The sequence below is a fragment of the Nocardioides agri genome (assembly GCF_013778305.1).
Classification (GTDB): Bacteria; Actinomycetota; Actinomycetes; order Propionibacteriales; family Nocardioidaceae; genus Nocardioides; species Nocardioides agri.
In genome coordinates, this window is sequence record NZ_JACEIC010000002.1 from 3,129,625 (window position 1) to 3,149,398 (window position 19,774).

At 73.4% G+C, this 19,774-nt stretch carries 18 protein-coding genes; 12 read left to right on the forward strand and 6 right to left on the reverse strand.

Annotation, left to right across the window (positions count from 1 at the left end; all coding sequences use genetic code 11):
* Positions 1–3: 3 nt before the first annotated feature.
* Positions 4–609: a TetR/AcrR family transcriptional regulator gene (locus HZF07_RS19765; protein WP_181645413.1), complete on the forward strand. Its 606-nt coding sequence runs from the start codon at positions 4–6 to the stop codon at positions 607–609.
* Here HZF07_RS19765 and HZF07_RS19770 read toward each other — a convergent pair.
* Together HZF07_RS19770 and HZF07_RS19775 are read right to left on the reverse strand one after the other, a co-directional pair.
* Entirely contained in the window at positions 593–1,987 is a 1,395-nt protein-coding gene (locus HZF07_RS19770) for a sensor histidine kinase (protein ID WP_232523076.1), read from the reverse strand. The two genes, HZF07_RS19765 and HZF07_RS19770, sit on opposite strands and share 17 nt — an antisense overlap.
* 8 nt (positions 1,988–1,995) lie before the next feature.
* Positions 1,996–2,706 carry a response regulator transcription factor gene (locus HZF07_RS19775; RefSeq protein WP_157343963.1) on the reverse strand — a complete coding sequence of 237 codons (711 nt, stop codon included), beginning with the start codon at positions 2,704–2,706 and terminating at the stop codon, positions 1,996–1,998.
* A gap of 117 nt (positions 2,707–2,823) precedes the next feature.
* Between HZF07_RS19775 and HZF07_RS19780 the strand changes: the two genes are divergently transcribed.
* Positions 2,824–3,150 carry a hypothetical protein gene (locus HZF07_RS19780; RefSeq protein WP_157343965.1) on the forward strand — a complete coding sequence of 109 codons (327 nt, stop codon included), beginning with the start codon at positions 2,824–2,826 and terminating at the stop codon, positions 3,148–3,150.
* Here the strand turns inward: HZF07_RS19780 and HZF07_RS19785 are convergent.
* Positions 3,121–4,632, reverse strand: a complete 1,512-nt coding sequence (locus tag HZF07_RS19785) for an FAD-dependent oxidoreductase (protein WP_157343967.1) — start codon at positions 4,630–4,632, stop codon at positions 3,121–3,123. The genes HZF07_RS19780 and HZF07_RS19785 overlap by 30 nt on opposite strands.
* A 55-nt stretch (positions 4,633–4,687) precedes the next feature.
* On the opposite strand from HZF07_RS19785, the gene hrpA reads away from it, so the two are divergent.
* From hrpA to HZF07_RS19805, 4 genes are all read left to right on the forward strand, one after another.
* Entirely contained in the window at positions 4,688–8,431 is a 3,744-nt protein-coding gene (hrpA, locus tag HZF07_RS19790; protein ID WP_157343969.1) for an ATP-dependent RNA helicase HrpA, read from the forward strand.
* Between the two features lie 10 nt (positions 8,432–8,441).
* Positions 8,442–9,038, forward strand: a complete 597-nt coding sequence (locus HZF07_RS19795) for a hypothetical protein (protein ID WP_309504863.1) — start codon at positions 8,442–8,444, stop codon at positions 9,036–9,038.
* 120 nt (positions 9,039–9,158) lie between these two features.
* On the forward strand, positions 9,159–9,575 hold the full coding sequence (locus HZF07_RS19800) for a type II toxin-antitoxin system PemK/MazF family toxin (protein WP_309504864.1): 417 nt from the start codon (positions 9,159–9,161) through the stop codon (positions 9,573–9,575).
* 90 nt (positions 9,576–9,665) lie between these two features.
* Complete coding sequence (locus HZF07_RS19805; protein WP_157343971.1) at positions 9,666–11,027, forward strand: ABC transporter substrate-binding protein; 1,362 nt, start codon at positions 9,666–9,668, stop codon at positions 11,025–11,027.
* Positions 11,028–11,311: 284 nt separating this feature from the next.
* Here HZF07_RS19805 and HZF07_RS19810 read toward each other — a convergent pair whose 3' ends face one another.
* Together HZF07_RS19810 and HZF07_RS19815 are read right to left on the reverse strand one after the other, a co-directional pair.
* Entirely contained in the window at positions 11,312–12,598 is a 1,287-nt protein-coding gene (locus tag HZF07_RS19810) for an HRDC domain-containing protein (RefSeq protein ID WP_157343973.1), read from the reverse strand.
* Positions 12,599–12,603: 5 nt separating this feature from the next.
* Positions 12,604–13,164 (reverse strand): DUF3000 domain-containing protein, encoded by a 561-nt coding sequence (locus HZF07_RS19815; protein ID WP_232523641.1) that lies wholly within the window; start codon positions 13,162–13,164, stop codon positions 12,604–12,606.
* 147 nt (positions 13,165–13,311) lie between these two features.
* On the opposite strand from HZF07_RS19815, the gene hemE reads away from it, so the two are divergent.
* Entirely contained in the window at positions 13,312–14,355 is a 1,044-nt protein-coding gene (hemE, locus tag HZF07_RS19820) for a uroporphyrinogen decarboxylase (protein ID WP_157343977.1), read from the forward strand.
* Here hemE and HZF07_RS19825 read toward each other — a convergent pair.
* Entirely contained in the window at positions 14,340–15,323 is a 984-nt protein-coding gene (locus tag HZF07_RS19825; protein ID WP_157343979.1) for a DUF4349 domain-containing protein, read from the reverse strand. The genes hemE and HZF07_RS19825 overlap by 16 nt on opposite strands.
* Positions 15,324–15,451: 128 nt before the next feature.
* Between HZF07_RS19825 and HZF07_RS19830 the strand changes: the two genes are divergently transcribed.
* The 5 genes from HZF07_RS19830 to HZF07_RS19850 all read left to right on the forward strand — a co-directional run bounded on the left by HZF07_RS19830 (position 15,452) and on the right by HZF07_RS19850 (position 19,772).
* A complete protein-coding gene (locus HZF07_RS19830) occupies positions 15,452–16,612 on the forward strand; it encodes an LLM class flavin-dependent oxidoreductase (protein ID WP_157343981.1) in 1,161 nt (386 codons plus the stop codon).
* Positions 16,609–17,121 carry an NADPH-dependent FMN reductase gene (locus HZF07_RS19835; protein WP_181645414.1) on the forward strand — a complete coding sequence of 171 codons (513 nt, stop codon included), beginning with the start codon at positions 16,609–16,611 and terminating at the stop codon, positions 17,119–17,121. Before HZF07_RS19830 ends, HZF07_RS19835 begins: the two co-directional genes overlap by 4 nt.
* Positions 17,118–17,624, forward strand: coding sequence for a flavin reductase family protein (locus tag HZF07_RS19840; protein WP_157343983.1), 507 nt, complete (start codon positions 17,118–17,120; stop codon positions 17,622–17,624). The genes HZF07_RS19835 and HZF07_RS19840 overlap by 4 nt, the downstream gene beginning before the upstream one ends.
* A 31-nt stretch (positions 17,625–17,655) precedes the next feature.
* Positions 17,656–18,975 (forward strand): protoporphyrinogen/coproporphyrinogen oxidase, encoded by a 1,320-nt coding sequence (locus HZF07_RS19845; RefSeq protein WP_181645415.1) that lies wholly within the window; start codon positions 17,656–17,658, stop codon positions 18,973–18,975.
* Between the two features lie 95 nt (positions 18,976–19,070).
* On the forward strand, positions 19,071–19,772 hold the full coding sequence (locus HZF07_RS19850; RefSeq protein ID WP_198346439.1) for a hypothetical protein: 702 nt from the start codon (positions 19,071–19,073) through the stop codon (positions 19,770–19,772).
* Positions 19,773–19,774: the final 2 nt, after the last annotated feature.

A 19,774-nucleotide genomic window follows, 5' to 3' on the forward strand; every position in this document is an offset into this window, starting at 1 on the left:
CCCGTGACCACCTCCGGAAGCGCACGCACCCGGCTGTCGCCCGAGCAGCGCCGCGAGCAGCTGCTCGACCTCGGCGTCCGGCTGCTGGCACACCGGTCGCTGGACGAGCTGTCGATCGACCTGCTCGCCGAGGAGGCCGGCATCTCCCGCGGCCTGCTCTACCACTACTTCGGCAGCAAGCAGGCCTTCCACGAGGCGGTTGTCCGGCACGCGGCCGACGACCTGATCGCGCAGACGTCGCCGCCCTCCGACGGGGAGCCGATGGAGCGGCTGCACACCTCGCTGACGGCCTACGTCGACTACGTGCTCGCCAACCACGAGGGCTACGTCTCGCTCGTGCGCGCGGCGGCCGGTGGCAACGAGAGCCTGCGGGCGATCTACGAGGACGCGCGGGCCGCGCTCAACAACCGGGCGTTCCGGGAGGACCTGCGTGGTGAGGTCGTCCCCGACACCCCGGCCAACCGCCTGGTCGTGCGCGCCTGGTCGGCGATGGCGGAGGACCTGGTGCTCTCCTGGATCGAGGACCCGCACGGACTGGGCAAGGACGAGCTGATCGCGTTCCTGGTCGCCTCGCTGCCCGCCGTGATCGCGGTCATCCCGGAAGGCTGACGTCCAGGACGGTGTCGCCGGGCTGCGACCGGAGCGTGACCCGGCCCCCGTGGGCGGTGACGATCGCCTCCACGAGCGAGAGGCCCAGCCCCACGCCGACCTCGGCGCCGCGGGTGCGCGCGGCGTCGCCGCGGGCGAACCGCTCGAAGGCGTGGTCGACCAGGTCCGGCGGGAAGCCCGGCCCGTCGTCGCGGACGGCGAAGCCGTCGCGGCGCACCGCCACGGTCACCGTGGTGCCGGGCGGGGTGTGCTTGCGGGCGTTGGTCAGCAGGTTGGTCACGACCTGGTGCAGCCGCAGCTCGTCGCCGGACACGACGGCGGGTCGGTCGACGAGCTCGTCGGGGATGTCCACCTGCCATCGCCGGTCGGGGTCGACCACGCGCGCGTCCGAGACGGCCTCGACGACCAGCCGTGTCAGGTCGACCGGCTCCTGCTCCAGCGGCCGGCCGGCGTCGAGGCGGGCGAGCAGCAGCAGGTCCTCGACGAGCGAGGTCATCCGGTCGGACTCGTCCTCGACCTTGTCGAGGGCGGTCGTCAGCACCTCCGAGTCGTCGGGACGCTGGCGGGCCAGCTCGGTGTAGCCCGCGATCGTCGCCAGCGGGGTGCGCAGCTCGTGGGAGGCGTCCGCGACGAACTGCCGCACCTGCTGCTCGCTGCGGTGCCGGGCGTCCAGCGAGGTCTCGACGTGCGCGAGCAGGGTGTTGAGTGCCGCACCGACCTGGCCGACCTCGGTCCGCTCGTCGGTGAGGTGCTCCGGCACCCGCTCGGCGAGGTCGACCTCGCCGGTCGCCAGCGGCCGGGCGGCGACGGCCTCCGCGGTCGCGGCCACCTCGCGCAGCGGCCGCAGCTGGCGGCGTACGACGACGGCGGCGACCAGCCCGCCCGCCACGGTCGCCAGCAGGGCGAGCAGGACCTCCCACCAGATCAGGTTGCTGACCGCTCGTTCGACGTCGTCGATCGGCAGGCCGACCGCGACGTCGCCGCTGGGACCCGTCGTCACGTTGACGCGGTAGGTGCCCTCGTCGGGGATCTCGACGGTGTGGACCTCGCGGTCGACCGGCACCCCGGCCAGCGCCTCGAGGATGTCGTCGGGCACGTTGCCGTGCCGGGGGACGATCGTGCCCTGACCCGTGGACAGGTTGATGACCAGCGTGCCCGTCGCGCCGAAGACCCGGCTGTCGAGGCCCGGGTCGCCGTCGGGCGGGCTCGGCAACCGTTGCTGGTCGGCGAGCGCCCGGACGTTCTGGTCGAGCTGCTCGGTCAGGTAGTCGCTCACCGCGAGCGTCGTGACGGTCCCGATCAGGACGGAGACGGCGAGCACGAGCAGCACGGTGGTGAGCACCAGCCGCGAGGTGAGCGACGCGAGGTGGCGCCTCATCGGATTGGTCATGCGCCCGGCTTCAGCACGTAGCCGGCGCCACGCATCGTGTGGATCATGGGCTCCCGGCCGGCGTCGATCTTCTTGCGCAGGTAGGAGATGTAGAGCTCGACGACGTTGGCCTGGCCGCCGAAGTCGTAGTTCCAGACCCGGTCCAGGATCTGCGCCTTGCTCAGCACCCGGCGGGGGTTGCGCATCAGGTAGCGCAGCAGCTCGAACTCGGTCGCCGTCAGCGCGATCTCCTCCCCACCGCGGCGTACCTCGTGGCTGTCCTCGTCGAGCTCCAGGTCGCCGACCACCAGCAACGAGGACGACTCGACGCGCCGCGCCCCGGAGCGGCGCAGCAGGCCCCGCAGCCGCGCGACGAGCTCCTCGAGGGAGAAGGGCTTCGTCACGTAGTCGTCGCCTCCGGCGGTCAGGCCGGCGACCCGGTCCTCGACGGCGTCCCGCGCGGTGAGGAAGAGCACCGGGAGCTCCGGCTGGGTGGCGCGCATCCGCCGCAGCACCTCGAGGCCGTCGAAGTCCGGCAGCATCATGTCGAGCACCACGGCGTCGGGGCGCTGCTCCCGGGCGGCGTCGACCGCCTTCGTGCCGGTGTGGGCGGTCGCGACCTCCCAGCCCTCGTAGCGCAGCGCCATCGAGACGAGCTCCGCGAGGTTCTGCTCGTCGTCCACGACGAGCACTCGCAGCGGGGAGCCGTCGGCACGGGTGAGGTCCATGCTCGCCACAGTGCCGACCGTACCTGTGGGTCTCCTGTGAGGCCGCTGTGCTGGGCTCACGAGGTCCTCACGACTGGCACACAGGTCGGGCACAGGTACGCCGCGCACGCTCGGGCCATGACCGAGCCGACCGTGACCCCTCCGCCTCCGCCTCCGCCTCCGCCTCCGCCGCCCGCCCCGCCCGCCCCGCCGGTGGACCAGCCCCCTGCCCCCGACCGGCCGCGGCGCACCCTCGGGATCCCGCTCGTCCTCGGCATCGCCGCGGCAGCCTTCGTCCTCGGCGGCCTGCTCGGGAGCCTGGTGGGCGGCATCGTCGGCTACGCGATCCACGACGACCACGGCCCCGACGTCGAGCACTCCCGGATCGGCCCCCAGGACGGTCCGCAGCAGCTGCCGGGCGCCCCGATGCCGGGCCTACCCGACGATGGCCCGGACGGCGAGTGACGCGAAGACCATCGCCGAGCCGAGCGGAGCCCCCGGCCCGGGGTAGCGCGGGCCGAACACCGACGCCGCGCTGTTGCCCGCGGCGTAGAGCCCCCTGATCGCCGAGCCGTCCGGCCGCAGCACGCGGCCGGCGGCGTCGGTGACCAGCCCGCCCTTGGTGCCGAGGTCGGAGAGCACGAAGCGAGCGGCGTAGAACGGGGCCTGGTCGCAGGGCGTGGGCCCGGCGCCGCCGGTGAAGAACGTGTCGTACTCGTCGACGCCGCGGCCGAAGTCCTCGTCCGCGCCCCCCGCGCAGAACCGGTTGAACCGCTCGACCGTCGCGACCAGCGCGTCGGCAGGCACGCCGATCCGCTCGGCGAGGCCGGCGACCGTGTCGGCCCGCACCCAGGTGCCGGCGGCGAGGTGCTCGGCCGGGTCGCCCTCGGGCATCGCGATCGCGGGCAGCCGACCGCCCTCGCGGGAGTCGAACACGAACCAGGACGGGATCCGCTCGGGCGCCTCGGCCATGATCCGGCCGAACCGGTCGTAGGGCAGCGACTCGTTGCCGTAGCGCTGCCCACGCTGGTCGACCATCAGCCCCGATCGGAAGCCGAGCGTGAAGGAGCCGCCGCCGTCGGGCTGCTCGAGCCCGGGGCAGAACCAGCCCACCCCGCGGTAGTCGGCAGCAGCGCCGATCGCGACGGCCGCGGCGATGGGCTCGCCGGTGTTGGTGCCGCGCGGGGCCATCGTCCACGCCACGTCACCGGGCACGCCGTGCGCGGCGCGGGCCTCGGCGTTGCCCTCGAAGCCGCCGGCCGCGACGATCACGCCACGGCGGGCGCGGACCTGGACCGGGCCCTCGGGGGTCATCGCGGCGACGCCCGCCACCCGCTCCCCGTCGAGGACCAGCCCGGTCACCGGCAGCTCGGTCAGCACGGCGCCGCCCGCACGGACGAAGCCGTCGAGCAGCCGCGCGATCAGTGCCTGCCCACCGCTGAGCGTGTTGCGCCCGCCCTCGCCGAGGCGGTCCCGCTCGACCGGCGGCCGGACCAGCTCGGCGACCTCGGGCGCCACGTCGCCCCGCTTGATGTTCGCCGGCTGGATCGACCTGCCCATGGCGACCCGGCCGGGGGCGTCGTAGTACTCCGAGAACGGCAGCCACTCGAACGGGATGCCGGCCTCCTCGAGCTCGGCGACCAGCTCGGGAGAGCGCGCCAGGAACGCCTCGACCAGCTCCTGGTCCGGGTCCTCCAGGACCGCCGCGAGGTAGGTGCGTGCGCCCTCGGTCGAGTCCCCGATCCCGGCCCGCTGCTGCACCTGGCTCCCGGGCAGCCAGCAGGCGCCGCCGGAGTACGCCGACGTGCCGCCGAGCAGTCCGGTCTTCTCGACCACCACCGTCGACAGCCCGGCCCGCTGGGCCAGTAAGGCGCCGGTCAGCGCCCCGCCGCCCGAGCCCACCACCACGACGTCGAACTCACGGTCGTACTCCTGCGCCTCGGCCATGGCCGGGATACTAGAACACGTTATAGATGGACACGCCCGGCACAATGGTGCGGTCATGACCGAGGAGCTCCGCATCACGTATCCGCCGGAGCTGCCGGTCACCCAGCGCCGCGACGACATCGCGACCGCGATCCGCGACCACCAGGTCGTGATCGTCGCCGGCGAGACCGGGTCGGGCAAGACCACCCAGCTGCCGAAGATCTGCCTCGAGCTCGGCCGGGGCCGCAACGGGATCATCGGCCACACCCAGCCGCGCCGGATCGCGGCCCGCTCGGTCGCGGAGCGGATCGCCAGCGAGCTGAAGACCGAGCTCGGCGACCTGGTCGGCTACCAGGTGCGGTTCACCGACCGGACGTCGAAGAGCAGTCGCGTGAAGGTGATGACCGACGGCATCCTGCTCGCCGAGCTCCAGCGCGACCGGCAGCTGCGCACGTACGACACGATCATCATCGACGAGGCGCACGAGCGGAGCCTCAACATCGACTTCCTGCTCGGCTACCTCAAGCGGCTGCTCCCGCGCCGACCGGACCTCAAGCTCATCATCACCTCGGCCACCATCGACGTGGACCGCTTCGCGAAGCACTTCGACGCGCCGGTCGTCGAGGTCTCCGGCCGCACCTATCCGGTCGAGATCCGCTACCGGCCGCTCATGTCCATGGACGACGAGGACGACGAGGGCGAGGTCGTCGTCCGCGACCAGACCGAGGCGATCGTCGAGGCGGTCAAGGAGCTCTCGGCCGAGGGGCCCGGCGACGTGCTGGTCTTCCTGCCGGGCGAGCGCGAGATCCGCGACACCGCCGACGCGCTCGGCGACCTCGACAGCCGCGGCCGGCTCGAGATCCTGCCGCTCTACTCGCGGCTGACCGCCGCCGAGCAGCACCGCGTCTTCAGCTCCCACGGCAACGCCGTGCGCCGCGTCGTGCTCGCCACCAACGTCGCCGAGACCTCGCTGACCGTGCCCGGCATCCGCTACGTCGTGGACACCGGCGTCGCCCGGATCAGCCGCTACTCGGTGCGCACCAAGGTGCAACGGCTGCCGATCGAACCGATCAGCCAGGCGTCGGCCAACCAGCGCTCCGGGCGGTGTGGCCGCGTCGAGGCCGGCATCGCCGTCCGGCTCTACTCCGAGGAGGACTTCGAGGGCCGCCCGGAGTTCACCGACCCCGAGATCCTGCGCACCAACCTGGCCAGCGTCATCCTGCAGATGACCTCGCTGGGCCTCGGCGACATCGCGCGGTTCCCGTTCGTCGAGCCCCCGGACCGGCGCAACGTGCAGTCCGGCGTGCAGCTGCTCGAGGAGCTCGGCGCGCTGCGCACCGGCACGCTCTCCAAGACCGGTCGCCGGCTCGCGCGGCTGCCGATCGACCCGCGACTCGGGCGGATGATCCTCGAGGCCGAGCGGCTCGGCTGCGTCCGCGAGGTGATCGTGATCGCGGCCGCGCTGTCGCTCCAGGACCCGCGCGAGCGGCCCGGCGCCGACCGCCCCAAGGAGCAGGCGCAGGCCGACCAGCTGCACGCCCGCTACAAGGCCGAGGGCAGCGACTTCCTCACCTGGCTCAACCTCTGGCGCTACCTCAAGGAGCAGCAGCGAGAGCTCTCCTCCTCGGCGTTCCGCCGGATGTGCAAGCGCGAGTTCCTCAACTACCTGCGGGTCCGCGAGTGGCAGGACTTCGAGTCGCAGCTGCGCCAGGTGTGCAAGGAGATGAAGATCCAGGTCGGCCAGCCGGCGGACAACCCCGACGCCGACGGCATCCACCAGGCGCTGCTGTCCGGTCTGCTCTCGCACATCGGCCTGCTGGAGGAGCGCGACAAGAAGGAGCGCGGGCCGCGCGAGTACCTCGGCGCTCGCGGCTCGCGGTTCGCGGTCTTCCCCGGCAGCGTGCTGCACCGCAAGAACCCCCAGTTCCTGATGGCCGGCGAGCTCGTCGAGACCAGCCGCCTGTGGGCGAGGCAGAACGCCGCGATCAAGCCCGAGTGGGCCGAGCGGCTCGGTAGCGACCTGGTGAAGCGCTCCTACTCCGAGCCGCACTGGAGCAAGAAGCGTGCGGCGGTCATGGCCTACGAGCGCGCGACGCTCTACGGCGTCCCGCTCGTCGCCGACCGGCTCGTCTCCTACGGCAAGGTCGACGTCGCGCTCGCCCGCGAGCTCTTCATCCGGCACGCGCTCGTCTACGGCGAGTGGCACACCCGGCACAGGTTCATGGACACCAACCGGCGGCTGCTCGAGGAGGCCGAGGAGCTCGAGCACCGGGCCCGCCGCCGCGACATCGTGGTCGACGAGCACACGCTGTTCGACTTCTACGACGCCCGGGTCGGCGCCGAGGTCGTGAGCGGCGCGCACTTCGACCAGTGGTGGAAGCACGCCCGCCGCGCCCAGCCGGAGCTGCTGACCTTCGACCCCGCGATGCTCACCCACGACACCGCCGACGAGGTCCGCGCCGGCGACTACCCGGAGCAGTGGGAGGGCGAGGGGCTGACGTTCCCGATCAGCTACCACTTCGAGCCGGGCGCCGCGGACGACGGGCTCACGATCGACGTGCCGGTCGCCACCCTCAACCGGGTCGAGGCCGACGACTTCTCGTGGAACGTCCCGGGCCTGCGCAAGGAGCTGGTCACCAGCCTGATCCGCAGCCTGCCGAAGAACCTGCGGGTCAGCTTCGTGCCCGCGCCCGACAAGGCCCGCGAGTTCCTCGCGGCGGTGCCGCCGGGGGAGGAGCCGCTCCTCGACGCGCTCGAGAGGTGGTGCCGCGCGACCAGCGGCGTCGTGGTGCCACGGGACGCGTGGGACTGGTCGAAGGTGCCCGAGCACCTGCGGCCGACGTACCGCGTCGTCGGCGACGACGGCCAGGAGCAGGCGCGGGGCAAGGACCTCGACGCCCTGAAGGCGCCGCTGCGCGGGCAGTTCGCCGAGGCGATCGCCGAGGTCGCCAGCGACAGCGGGCTGGCGCGCACGGGCGAGACCACGTGGGTGTTCGGCACCATCGAGCCGTCGTTCACGCAGAAGCGCGCCGGCCACGAGGTGCAGGTCTTCCCGGCCCTGGTCGACGAGGGCGCGACCGTCGGTCTCCAGGTCTACGGCTCCGCCGAGGAGCAGGAGGCCCGGCACCGGCTCGGCGTGCGGAGGCTGCTGCTCCTGGGGATCCCCTCGCCGGTGAAGCAGGTGCTCGACGGGCTCTCCAACGCCGAGAAGCTGGGGCTCGCGGGCTCACCGTACGGCAGCGTCGCCGAGCTGCTCGACGACGCCCGCGCCGCCGTCGTGCAGGCCGTCGTCGACGGCCGCCCGCCGGTGCGCGACGAGGCGGCGTACGCCGCGCTGCTCGCCGAGGCGGGCCGCGACCACGAGGCGCACCTGCGCGGCGTCGTCGCCGACCTGATGCGGGTGCTCGACCGGTGGCGCCGGGCGGAGAAGGCGCTGAGCGGGCGCGCGGAGATGACGATGCTGCCGGCGCTGACCGACATGCGCGGCCAGCTGGCACGGCTGGTGCACCGCGGCTTCGTCGGCGAGGCGGGCGCGGCGCAGCTGCGTCGCTACCCGACCTACCTCAGCGCCCTGGAGCAGCGCCGGGAGAAGCTCGCCGGTCAGGTCAACCGCGACCGGCAGCTGATGGACCAGATCGCCGACGTGCAGGAGGCCTACCTGCACCAGCTCGACGCGCTGCCCGACGGGCGGCCGCCGGGCGCGGCGTTGCGGCAGGTGCGCTGGATGCTCGAGGAGTACCGCGTCTCGCTGTGGGCGCAGCAGCTCGGCACGCCGTACCCCGTGAGCGACCAGCGGATCCGACGCAGCCTCGCGACGTAAGGTGCAGAGCGTGACCGGCCGCCAGTACCACCGTCCGATGACCCCGGGAGAGGGCTTCTTCGACGCGCTCGTCGGGGCGGCGGACCCGGCTCTCGTCAGCGAGGCCGCCGACCGCGCGGCCCAGCTCCTGGTGCGCGGCGCCCGCGACTCCGCGGACGCCGCGATCGCGGACCGGCTGGTCCACCTCGCGGACACCGAGGGCATCGAGGCGATCGCCGAGGTCTGGTCGGGGTCACCGGCAGACTCGCTCGCCGGCTGCCTGTGGCGGCTCTACCTCCTCCGGTCGTGGGTGTACGCCGACCCGGTGGGTGTCTCGCGGCAGTTCGAGGCCGGCCGGCGCAGCGCCCAGGTCGCGCAGGTCGTGGCGGGGGTCGCCGACCCGCCCGGCCCGGAGCAGCTCAAGGCGATGGTCGACGAGGTGCTGCGCGGCCTCGCGGGCAGTGATCTTGCTGACGTCCTGCTGCGCGCCGCCGCGTTCGCGCGGGTCGTGGCGACCGGTCGGGCCGTGCTGAGCGGGTCGAGCGAGGCGGAGGTGCAGCGGATGCTGGTGCTCTCCGAGCAGCTCGAGGCGGCGGGTCATGCCGAACTGGAACAAGAGCTCGCCTGACGCCGTTACACTGGCTGGAGCACGCCGGGCTGCGGCAGCCCCGGGTCCCAAAATCAGCCGCTACGAGCGGCCACGCGCCGTGAGGCGCTCCCGGTCCGGCGTGCTCCTATTCTGTCTCTCGTGCTGCGCCGACTCTTCCGCCGCCGTCGCTCCGTCGACGTGCGCTACGCCCCGCACGAGGACGGCCGCCCCGACCCGGGTGAGGTCGTGTGGGGCTGGGTGCCGTTCGAGGACGACCCGGACCGCGGCAAGGACCGCCCGGTGCTGCTGATCGGCCGCGACGGCGACCTGCTGCTCGGGCTGATGCTCACCAGCAAGGACCACGACCGCGACGCCGCCGACGAGGCGCGGTGGGGTCGCTCCTGGATGGACGTCGGGAGCGGCGGCTGGGACCGGGACAACCGGCCGAGCGAGGTGCGACTCGACCGGCTGCTGCGGCTCGAGGCGTCCGCCGTACGCCGCGAGGGCGCCGCGCTGGACCGTCGTACGTTCGACCTCGTGATCGCGGCCGCCCGCGAACATCACACTCTCGACTGAGCCTCCCCGTCTCCGGGGCCGCTAGGGTGGTCCGCACGCCCGGGGGGACCCGGGCGCGCCTACGTGATCAGGGCCGCGAAGGAGGAGTCGGTGAGGGCGTCCAGGGGTGTGCTGGCGGGCGTCGCCGTGCTCTCCCTGTTGATGACGGCGGGCTGCACGGACGACCCGGAGGAGCCACCCGCGCCGACCCCCAGCACCTCGGCGCCGGCCCCGACCCGGATGACGTTCGGGGTCGTCGGGCCGGAGGCGCAGCAGTCCGCGCTCCAGGCGACCGTCGACACGTGGAACGCCGACCCGGAGCACATCCACGTCGAGATGAAGAGCTGGCCGACCCAGGCCGCCATGCGCGACGACATCGAGTCCGGTGCCGCGGTGCCCGACGTGTTCATGTCCAGCCGCTCGGACCTGTCCTGGCTGCTGGAGAACGGGCTCACCCAGCCGGTCGACGAGCTGCTCGACGAGCGCGGGGTGGAGTTCGGTGACAACTACTCCCGCGACGCGCTCGAGGCGCTGAGCACGGACGCGCACCTGCAGTGCATGCCCTACGGCGTGACGCCGACGCTCATCTACTACAACAAGCGCCTGGTCCGCTTCGAACGGATGCGCAACCGGGGCCTCGACGCACCCGACGTGGACGCGACCAGCTGGTCCTTCGACCAGTTCGCAGCCGCCGCAGACTTCGCCAGCCGCCCGGTCCGCGGCTCGAAGGGTGTCCACATCGCGCCGACGATCGCGGGGCTGGCGCCGTTCATCCAGTCCGGCGGTGGCTCGGTCTTCGACGACGCCGTCGACCCGACGTCGCTGACCTTCGCCAGCGACGGCAGCCAGAGTGCGCTGGAGCGCACCCTCGAGCTGCTCCGTGACCCGCGGGTCACCCTCGACCAGTCCGAGCTGGCCGACAACGATGCCCTCACCTGGTTCATCCAGGGCAAGCTCGGGATGATCGCCGGCGACCGGTCGCTGGTGCCGGTCCTGCGCGCTGCCGGGCTCGCCTTCGACGTGATGCCGATGCCACGCCTCGACAGCAGCGCGACCGTCGGCGACGTCACCGCGCTCTGCATGTCGGCCGACACCGCGAGCCCGGGCCTCGCCGCGGACTTCATGGTGCACGAGATCTCCGCCGAGTCCGTCGGCCGCGTCGCGAGCGTCGGCTACCTCCAGCCCGCCAACGTCGCCGTCTCGCTCAGCGACGAGTTCCTCCAGCCCGGCCGGCGCCCCGCGCACTCCGCGTTCTTCAACACCGCCGTCCGCTCCATGGCGGTCCCGCCGCTCATTGACACCATGCCCGAGCTCGAGACCGCCGTCGCCCCCAGCCTGGAGCAGATGGTCTACGGCGTCGGCGTCCTCGACCTCGACACCCTCACGCACCAGGTCGACGACATCTCCAAGCCGATCCTCGACCCCGAGTCGGTCTCGGAGTCGCCGAGCCCGTCGGAGTCTTCCTCGGAGTAGGGTCGTCGTCCTCCCGGCGCCGTCATTGTTCGTCCTCCGCCAGGTCCATCAAGGGTTCGCTTCGCCGGCTTCGCCGCCCTGGACTGACCTGGCTCCGGACGATCTTGGCGCCGATCGGGAGGACGCCGACCTGCGGTCGGGCGCGCAGGCGTTTCAGCGGAGATCTTGATCCACCAGGTGAATCAGAATCTCCGCTGGAACCCCGAAGACCCCAGGGCCGACCCCACGCGCCCCGACCGCCGGTCGGCGACACCCACCACCGGTGACCGGCGCCCCAGCCGCCGTCAGTCGTCAGCAGGCTCGTCAGCAGGCGCGTCGACAGGCTCGGCGACGACAGGCTCGGCGTCCGCGGTGAGGATCGCGTCGGTGAGGACGGGGGCGGTGAGCTCGATCTGCCACGGGCGGGCGCCGTAGCCGGCGAGCTGCTCGCCGACGGCCGCGAGGAGCCTGGCGGGCTCGCGCGTGGAGGGAGGGGTCCAGAGGGTGCGGCGGAGGTAGTCGGGGGTCAGCAGGTTCTCGACCGGGAGCACGAGCTCCTCGGCGAGTGCGGTGATGGCCTCCCGGGCGAGGACGAGACGGCGGGCCGCCACGGGATCCTTCTCGGCCCAGGCGCGGGGGAGGGGCGGGCCGTCGCCGCGCGGGGTGCGCACGGGCAGCTCCGACTCGTCCATCTCGGCGGCCCGGCGCAAGGCCTCGACCCAGCGGGACGAGTAGCGCTCGGCGCCCCGGCCGTGGAAGCCCTTGGTGGCGAGCAGCGCGTCCCGGTCCGTCGGCAGCGCGGTGGCAGCGGCGACGATCGCGGCGTCGGGGAGGATCCGGCCGGGCGTGACGTCGCGGCGCTCGGCGATCTCGTCCCGTGCCGTCCAGAGCTCGCGTACGGCGCCCAGCGCGCGCCGTCCCCGCACCCGGTGCACGCCGGACGTACGCCGCCAGGCGTCGACGCGCGGGGTGGGCACGAAGCCGCGGAGGTACTCGAACTCCTGCCGGGCCCACTCGGCCTTGCCGGCCTTCTCGAGCTCCTCGCCGATGATCGCCCGCAGCTCGAGCAGCACCTCGACGTCGAGTGCGGCGTACTCCAGCCACGGCCCGGGCAGCGGCCGCGTCGACCAGTCGGCGGCCGAGTGCTCCTTGGCCAGCCGGTAGCCGAGCAGCGTCTCGACCAACGTCGCCAGCCCGACACGGGGATAGCCGAGCAGGCGGCCGGCGAGCTCGGTGTCGAAGAGCGCGTCGGGGTGCAGGTCCACCTCGGCCAGGCACGGCAGGTCCTGGGTCGCGGCGTGCAGGATCCACTCGGTCCCGGCCAGCGCCTCGCTCAACGGAGCGAGCGACGTGAGCGGGATCGGGTCGACCAGGAACGAGCCGGCGCCCTCGCGGCGCAGCTGGATCAGGTAGGCGCGCGAGGAGTAGCGGTAGCCCGACGCCCGCTCGGCGTCGATCGCGACCGGCCCCGTGCCGGCCCCGATGGCGGCGGCAGCGGCGGCCAGGTCCGCGTCGGTCTCCACCACCGGCGGCAGGCCGTCGCGCAGCGTCAGGAGCGGGGGGAGTTCGGTGGGAGTGTCGTCGTCGGTCATGCCGGTCAGCGTCCGCCGCCCCGCTGGCCGCGCCGGCTGGGCATCACGGCGACCCCGTCCGGCACCGGCGGCAACCCGGCCGCCGTGCACAGCAGCTCGCCCCACGCCTCCACGTGCGGGGCGACGTCGAGCGGGGCCAGGTCGGGCGCGTCGTCGGCGACGACCGGCGTCCACGAGGCGCGGATCTCGATCTGGGCGGTGCCGCCCTCGTCGGCCATCCCACCGAAGCTCTCGGTGGCGACCCGCGTGACCGTGCCGGACGCCGCGACGTACGACGCTCCGTGCTCGGCGAGCGCCTCGGTCAGCCACGACCAGCCCACGTCGGCGAGCAGCGGGTCGGTGATCAGGTCCAGGTCGACCTCGGCCCGGGCGTAGGCCACGCAGCGGAAGGTGCCCGCCCAGGCGTCGTTGCCGGCGGGGTCGTGGAGCAGGATGATCCGGCCGGTGCCGACGTCGACGCCGTCGACGGTGACGTCGGCGGAGAGGGCCGAGGCCCACGGGGCGATCCGCTGCGGCGCCGGCATCTCCTCGCAGAGCACCTCCGGGCGCAAGCGGGCAGCGTGCATGGTGGCCACGGCCTCACGGAACTCCGCGGGCGCCGCGCCCGCACCCGTTCCCGGGTGGGTCTCTTGACCGACCACCATGGGTTCACAGTAAGTCGGCCCGGCGTTCGCCGATGTGCGAACACGCCGACCACCTGCGAGGCTTCGCTCATGCCGGAGCAGCACCCCGCCCTCGCCGACAGCGCATTCCTCAAGGCCGTCCGGGGCGAGCCGGTCCCCCACACGCCGGTGTGGTTCATGCGCCAGGCCGGCCGTTCGCTGCCGGAGTACCTCGCCGTCCGCGAGGGCGTCGGCATGCTCGAGTCCTGCATGACCCCGGAGCTCGTCGTCGAGATCACCCTCCAGCCGGTGCGCAGGTACGGCGTGGACGCGGCCATCTTCTTCTCCGACATCGTGCTGCCGCTGAAGGCCGTCGGCGTCGACCTCGACATCAAGCCGGGCGTCGGACCGGTGGTGGCCCACCCGGTGCGGACCCTCGACGACGTCGAGCGGATCCCCGACCTCACCCCGGAGCACGTGCCCTACATCACCGAGTCCGTGCGCACCCTCGTCGGCGAGCTCGGCGGCACCCCGCTGATCGGCTTCGCCGGTGCGCCGTTCACGGTGGCGTCCTACCTCGTCGAGGGCGGCCCCTCGAAGGAGCACGCGCTCACCAAGGCGATGATGTTCGGCGCCCCGGACGTCTGGGACGCCCTGATGCGCAAGATCGCGGGCATCTCCGCGGCCTACCTCGAGGTCCAGGTCGAGGCCGGCGCGTCCGCGGTGCAGCTCTTCGACTCGTGGGCGGGGGCGCTCACGCCGCGCGACTACCGCGAGCACGTGATGCCCCACTCCTCCCGGGTGCTGGAGCGGATCGGCGCCACCGGCGTCCCGCGCATCCACTTCGGCGTCGGCACCACGAACCTGCTCGGCCTCATGGGCGAGGCCGGTGCCGACGTGGTCGGCGTCGACTGGCGCACCCCGCTCGACGCGGCCATCGCGACGGTCGGCGACCGGAGCGTGCAGGGCAACCTCGACCCGACGCTGGTCTTCGCGCCGGCCGAGGTGATGACCGCCCGCGCCGCCGAGGTGATCGAGGCGGGACGCGCGGCCCGCGGCCACGTCTTCAACCTCGGCCACGGCGTCATCCCCTCGACCGACCCCGACCAGCTCAAGCGGCTGACGGACTTCGTGCAGGGCTACGCGCTGTCCTGAGGACCGTCGGCGACCGGGGTCACCTCCGGCGCCCGCCGTCGCATCGAGCGCACCAGCAGCCAGACCGGGATCCCGACCAGCGCGAGCACGACCAGCCAGGGGAGCAGCGCGCCGACGACGGTCGCGGCACCGATCCCGAAGGTCTTCAGCGCGCCCCAGCCGGCGGTGAGCCCGGCCAGGAAGCCGTCGCCGTCATCGGCCTTCGCCTTCTTCTTCTCGTCGGGGATCCGCTCGATGCCGACCGTGATCGTGGACATCGAGGACTGGCCGGCGAGGTAGGCCTGCTTGCGCTCGAGCGACTCGAGCTCCGCCTGCCGCCGGGACAGCTCGGCCTCGATCGACATGATGTCGCGGATGCTGCGGGCCTGCTCGAAGAGCACGGTGATCCTCGCGATGCTGCGGCGCTGGGTCTCGACCCGGCTGCGCAGGTCGATGAGCTTGGTGGTGACGTCGTCGGCGCTGGTCGAGACCGAGACGTCCTCGCCGACCTCCTCGAGCGCGGCGACCGCCTCGTCGAAGTCGTCGCTCGGCACGCGCAGCACCATGCGTGCGTACGCCGGGTCGCCGTCGTCGTCGGACTGCGTGTTCTCCTCGGTGACCTCGCCCCGGTAGCGGTCGGCGATCCGCTGCACCGCGAAGCGTGCCTGCCCGACGTCCTCGGCGCGCATCGAGAGGTCGCCGGTGCGGATCACGGCGCGCCGGACGCCGTCGGCCGGATCGACGGGAGCCTCGTCCCGTGCGGCGGCGTCCTCCGCGGCGCCATCCGCGGACGAACCGGCCTCCGCATCACTGGCGAGGCCCTGGACGGCGTCCCCGCCCCCGTCCCTGTCGGGAGCCGCGGGCTCCATGGCGGCGGCGGAGGAGGAGTCGTTGCTGCCGCCGTCGTCGGAGTCCGACGAGCAGCCGGTGAGCAGGAGGGCCGCGAGCGCGGCCGTGGCGACGAGGGTGCGTGCGGTCCGGTGCGTCATGCCGGTCCGACGCAGGCCGCGCCCGCGCGGTTCCGGCGGGGGCGGCGTCGTGATCGATTCTTGACCTGGTTTAAAGTAGACAAAACAGATCAAGATAAATCGCAACGACAGTCTCGTGAGAGGAAGTCATGTCCCAGCTCACGTTCCACTGGTTCCTGCCGACCAACGGCGGCGACGGCCGGCAGGTCGTCGGCGGCGGCCACGGGGTCGAGGCCGGCCCGTCCGGGCGGCCGGCATCCGTGCCGTACCTCGGCCAGATCGCTCGCAGCGCCGAGCAGCTCGGCTTCGAGGCGGCGCTGACCCCGACCGGCGCCTGGTGCGAGGACGCGTGGGTGACGACCGCGATGCTCAGCCAGGTCTCGGACCGGCTGAAGTTCCTGGTCGCCTTCCGCCCCGGCCTGACCTCGCCGTTCCTCGCCGCCCAGATGGCCGCCAGCTTCCAGAACCTGACCGGTGGCCGCCTCGCGCTCAACGTGGTCACGGGCGGTGAGAGCGCCGAGCAGCGGATGTTCGGGGACTTCCTCGACAAGGACGCCCGCTACGCACGGTGCGACGAGTTCCTCACGATCGTGCGGGGGCTGTGGACCGGCGAGCCCGTGACGTTCGAGGGCGAGCACCTGCGCGTCCAGGACGCCGTGCTCCAGCAGCTCCCCTCGCCGCTGCCGCAGATCTACTTCGGCGGCTCCTCCCCGGCGGCCGGCGCCGTCGCGGCCAAGCACGTCGACGTCTACCTCACCTGGGGCGAGCCGCCGGCCGCGGTCGGCGAGAAGGTGGAGTGGGTCCGCAAGCTCGCCGCCGACGCGGGCCGCGAGGGCAAGGTGCGCTTCGGGATCCGCCTGCACACCATCGCCCGGGCCACCTCGGAGGAGGCCTGGGCGGAGGCCGACCGGCTGCTCGCGGGGATCTCCGAGGACGAGATCGCGCGGGTCCAGGCGGGGCTGCGCAAGAGCGAGTCGGTCGGTCAGTCCCGGATGCTCGACCTCAACCAGGGGTCCAAGGACGGGCTCGAGATCCACCCGAACCTGTGGGCCGGCGTCGGCCTGGTCCGCGGCGGTGCGGGCACCGCGATGGTCGGCTCGTACGCCGAGATCGCGGACCTGATCGAGCAGTACCGCGCCGTGGGCATCGAGGAGTTCGTGCTGTCGGGCTACCCGCACCTCGAGGAGGCCTACTGGTTCGGCGAGGGCGTGCTGCCCGAGCTCGAGCGGCGCGGCCTCTGGTCGCCGCCTGGCCCCGTCCGGGCCACCACCCCGCCCCTGCCGTTCGGCGGCACGGTGGCGGCGTCGTGAGCGCCGCCCAGGTCGCCGTCGTCGTCGGCAACCCGAAGCCGCAGAGCCGCACGCTCGCAGCCGCGCGGTACCTCGCCACCGAGCTGGCGGGCCACGAGCCCGACCTGGTCGTGGACCTGGCCGACCTCGGCGAGCGGCTGCTCGACTGGCAGGACCCGGTCGTCGCAGACCTGGTGGACGAGGTGGGGAGCGCAGACCTCGTGGTGTTCGCCTCGCCCACCTACAAGGGCGCCTACACAGGACTGCTCAAGCTCTTCCTCGACCGCTTCGCGACCGACGGCCTCACGGGCGTCGCCGTCCCGCTGATGCTGGGCGGCGCCCCGGCCCACGCGCTCGCACCCGAGCACACGCTGCGTCCCGTGCTCACCGAGATCGGCGGCATCGTGCCGACGAGGGGCCTCTACGTCATCGACTCGGCGCACGACGACCCCGCGGCGTACGCCGCCTGGCTGGAGCGCGCCCGGCCCGTCATCGCCGCGTTCCTCGACCGGACAGGAGCCCCCGCATGACCGTCGCCTCGTTCCCCACCAACCAGGACCTCGACCCCCAGCGCCTCCGCGAGGCGTTCGGGACCTTCCCGAGCGGGGTGGTCGCCGTCGCGGCCCAGGTCGACGGCGAGCTGGTCGGGCTGGCGGCGAGCTCGTTCACGTCGGTGAGCCTCGACCCGCCCCTGGTGTCCTTCTCGATCGCCAACACCTCCAGGACCTGGCCCGACCTCCGCCGCGCCGAGCACCTGGGGGTCACCGTGCTGGCCGCCCACCAGGGCGACGTCTGCCGCCAGCTCGCCGGACCCGTCGAGCAGCGGTTCGACGAGGTCGACCTCTCCGCCAGCGACGACGGCGCGGTCACGCTCGACGAGGGGCTGGCGCGCTTCGACTGCACCCTTTACCGCGAGGTGGAGGCCGGCGACCACACGATCGTGCTGCTCCGGCTGCACGCCGTGGAGCACCTCGTCGACGCCGCGCACCCGCTCGTCTTCCACCGCAGCGCCTTCGGGCGGCTCGCCGGCTGACGCCGACCGCGCCTCTGGGAGACTGGGGGGCGTGAGCAGCGTGGTGGTCGTCGGCGCGGGCATCGCCGGCCTGACCGCCGCCCGCGACCTCGTCGCGGCCGGCCACCGGGTGCTGGTGCTCGAGGCGTCGTCCCGGGTCGGCGGCAAGCTGCGGCGCGACGAGGTCGCCGGGGTGACCGTCGACGTGGGCGCCGAGGCGATGCTCAACCGCCGCCCCGAGGGGGTGGCGCTCGCCGGCGAGCTCGGCCTGCCGATCGAGCACCCGGACGTCGTCTCCTCCCGGATCTGGAGCCGCGGGGAGCTGCATCCGCTGCCCCGCTCGCTGATGGGGGTGCCGCTCGAGGACCCCGCCGGCGTGCTCTCCCCGGCCGGTCTCGCGCGCTTCCGGGAGTTCGCGCCCGCCCCGGTCGTCGGCGACGTCTCGGTCGGCGACCTCGTCGACGCCCGCTGGGGACCCGAGGTGACCGACCGGCTCGTCGAGCCGCTGCTCGGCGGCGTGTACGCCGGCCAGGCCCGCCTCATCTCGGCCCGCGCCGCGGTGCCGCAGCTGCTCACGTTCGCCGCGGGCGGCGCCGCGCCGGCCCCGACGTACGACTCGCCGGTCTTCGCCGGCATCCCCGGCGGCATGGGCCGGCTCCCGGAGACGCTCGCCGCCGAGCTGTCGGTGCGCACCGGCGCCACCGTGCGCGAGCTGCGGCGGACCCCGTCCGGCTTCGCGCTCACCGTCGGCCCCACCACCGACCCCGAGCTGGTCGAGGCGGACGCGGTCGTCCTCGCCACGCCGGCCGCGCCGACGGCCCGCCTGCTGGGTGACGTGGCGCCCGTGGCGGCTGCCGAGCTCGCCGCGATCGAGTCGGCGTCGATGGCGGTCGTGACGCTCGCCGTCCGGGCAGCCGACGCCCCGGACCTCGCGGCGACCGACTCCTCCGGGTTCCTGGTGCCGCCGGTGGAGGGGCGCCGGATCAAGGCGGCGACGTTCTCCTTCGCCAAGTGGGGCTGGGTCCGCGCGGCCGGCGCCGCCGACGGGCAGCGCCTCCTGCTGCTGCGTTCCTCGCTCGGCCGCTCCGGCGAGGAGGCCGCGCTCCAGGCCACCGACGACGAGCTCGTGGCCTGGTCGCTCGCCGACCTCCGGGACGCCACGGGTCTCGCCGCGACCCCCGTCGACACCCACGTGCAGCGGTGGGGCGGCGGACTCCCGCAGTACGCCGTCGGCCACCTCGACCGGGTCGCTCGGATCCGGGTCGCGGTCGACGCCGTCCCCGGCCTCGCGGTCTGCGGCGCCGCCTACGAGGGCGTCGGCATCCCCGCCGTCATCGCCTCGGCGCACCGGGCCGCCGCCCGGATCCGCTAGACGGAGAGGTGTGCCCTGTTGTCCCTGGGCGGTGGGACAAGCGGCCCGACAACCTCAGGTCATCGAGCTTGTCCCTCTCACAGAAAGCGCTCACGATGACCACCCACGTCACCACCGACAACCCGGTCCGCTCGGACGTCACCAACCTCCCGACGGCCGCTCGCACCAGCCGCACCTGGGCCCTCGCCGGCATCGGCGCCGGCCTCGCCGGGATCGGCACCATCGTCACCTCCGGCATGATCGACGCCGTCTACCAGGAGAAGCTGTTCGGCGACCCCGAGGCGATGGCCGACCGCCTGGCCGACAAGACCGGCGTGATGTTCGCCTTCCACTCGGTCACGGTGCTGAGCGCCGTGCTCATGGTCGTGTTCGCGGCCGGCCTCTTCCGGCGGCTGCGCACCGGGCTCGGCGAGCTCTCGATCGCCCCGCTCATCGCCTTCGGCGGCCTGCTCGGCACCTCGGTCGTGTCGGTGCTGGGCAGCGGCCTGGACACCGAGTTCGTGCTCGGCATCCCCGAGGACGACATGATCGAGCCGGTCAACGCCGTCATGTACAACCACTGGGTCGGCACCATCCCGTGGTGCTGGGTGCTCGCCGGTCTCGCCGGCCTCGCGCTCTTCACGGCGTACCGCGCCGGAGCCGTCCCGCGCTGGATCGGCCTCGTCGGCCTCGTGCTCGGCGGTCTCACCGTGCTGCTCGGCATCACGCCCGTCCAGTACATGGCCGGCATGACCGGTCCGCTCATGGTCCTGGTCACCGCGGCGGGTTTCCGCTTCGGCGACCGCGCGCAGCGGTGATG

What these genes read in the sequence shown, in the direction of transcription:
- HZF07_RS19770 (WP_232523076.1), bottom strand. Translation starts at nt 1,987, where the DNA reads ATGAGGCGCCACCTCGCGTCGCTCACCTCGCGGCTGGTGCTCACCACC.
- HZF07_RS19775 (WP_157343963.1), bottom strand. Translation starts at nt 2,706, where the DNA reads ATGGACCTCACCCGTGCCGACGGCTCCCCGCTGCGAGTGCTCGTCGTG.
- HZF07_RS19780 (WP_157343965.1), top strand. Translation starts at nt 2,824, where the DNA reads ATGACCGAGCCGACCGTGACCCCTCCGCCTCCGCCTCCGCCTCCGCCT.
- HZF07_RS19785 (WP_157343967.1), bottom strand. Translation starts at nt 4,632, where the DNA reads ATGGCCGAGGCGCAGGAGTACGACCGTGAGTTCGACGTCGTGGTGGTG.
- hrpA (WP_157343969.1), top strand. Translation starts at nt 4,688, where the DNA reads ATGACCGAGGAGCTCCGCATCACGTATCCGCCGGAGCTGCCGGTCACC.
- HZF07_RS19810 (WP_157343973.1), bottom strand. Translation starts at nt 12,598, where the DNA reads ATGACCGACGACGACACTCCCACCGAACTCCCCCCGCTCCTGACGCTG.
- HZF07_RS19815 (WP_232523641.1), bottom strand. Translation starts at nt 13,164, where the DNA reads ATGCACGCTGCCCGCTTGCGCCCGGAGGTGCTCTGCGAGGAGATGCCG.
- hemE (WP_157343977.1), top strand. Translation starts at nt 13,312, where the DNA reads ATGCCGGAGCAGCACCCCGCCCTCGCCGACAGCGCATTCCTCAAGGCC.
- HZF07_RS19825 (WP_157343979.1), bottom strand. Translation starts at nt 15,323, where the DNA reads ATGACGCACCGGACCGCACGCACCCTCGTCGCCACGGCCGCGCTCGCG.
- HZF07_RS19830 (WP_157343981.1), top strand. Translation starts at nt 15,452, where the DNA reads ATGTCCCAGCTCACGTTCCACTGGTTCCTGCCGACCAACGGCGGCGAC.
- HZF07_RS19840 (WP_157343983.1), top strand. Translation starts at nt 17,118, where the DNA reads ATGACCGTCGCCTCGTTCCCCACCAACCAGGACCTCGACCCCCAGCGC.
- HZF07_RS19850 (WP_198346439.1), top strand. Translation starts at nt 19,071, where the DNA reads ATGACCACCCACGTCACCACCGACAACCCGGTCCGCTCGGACGTCACC.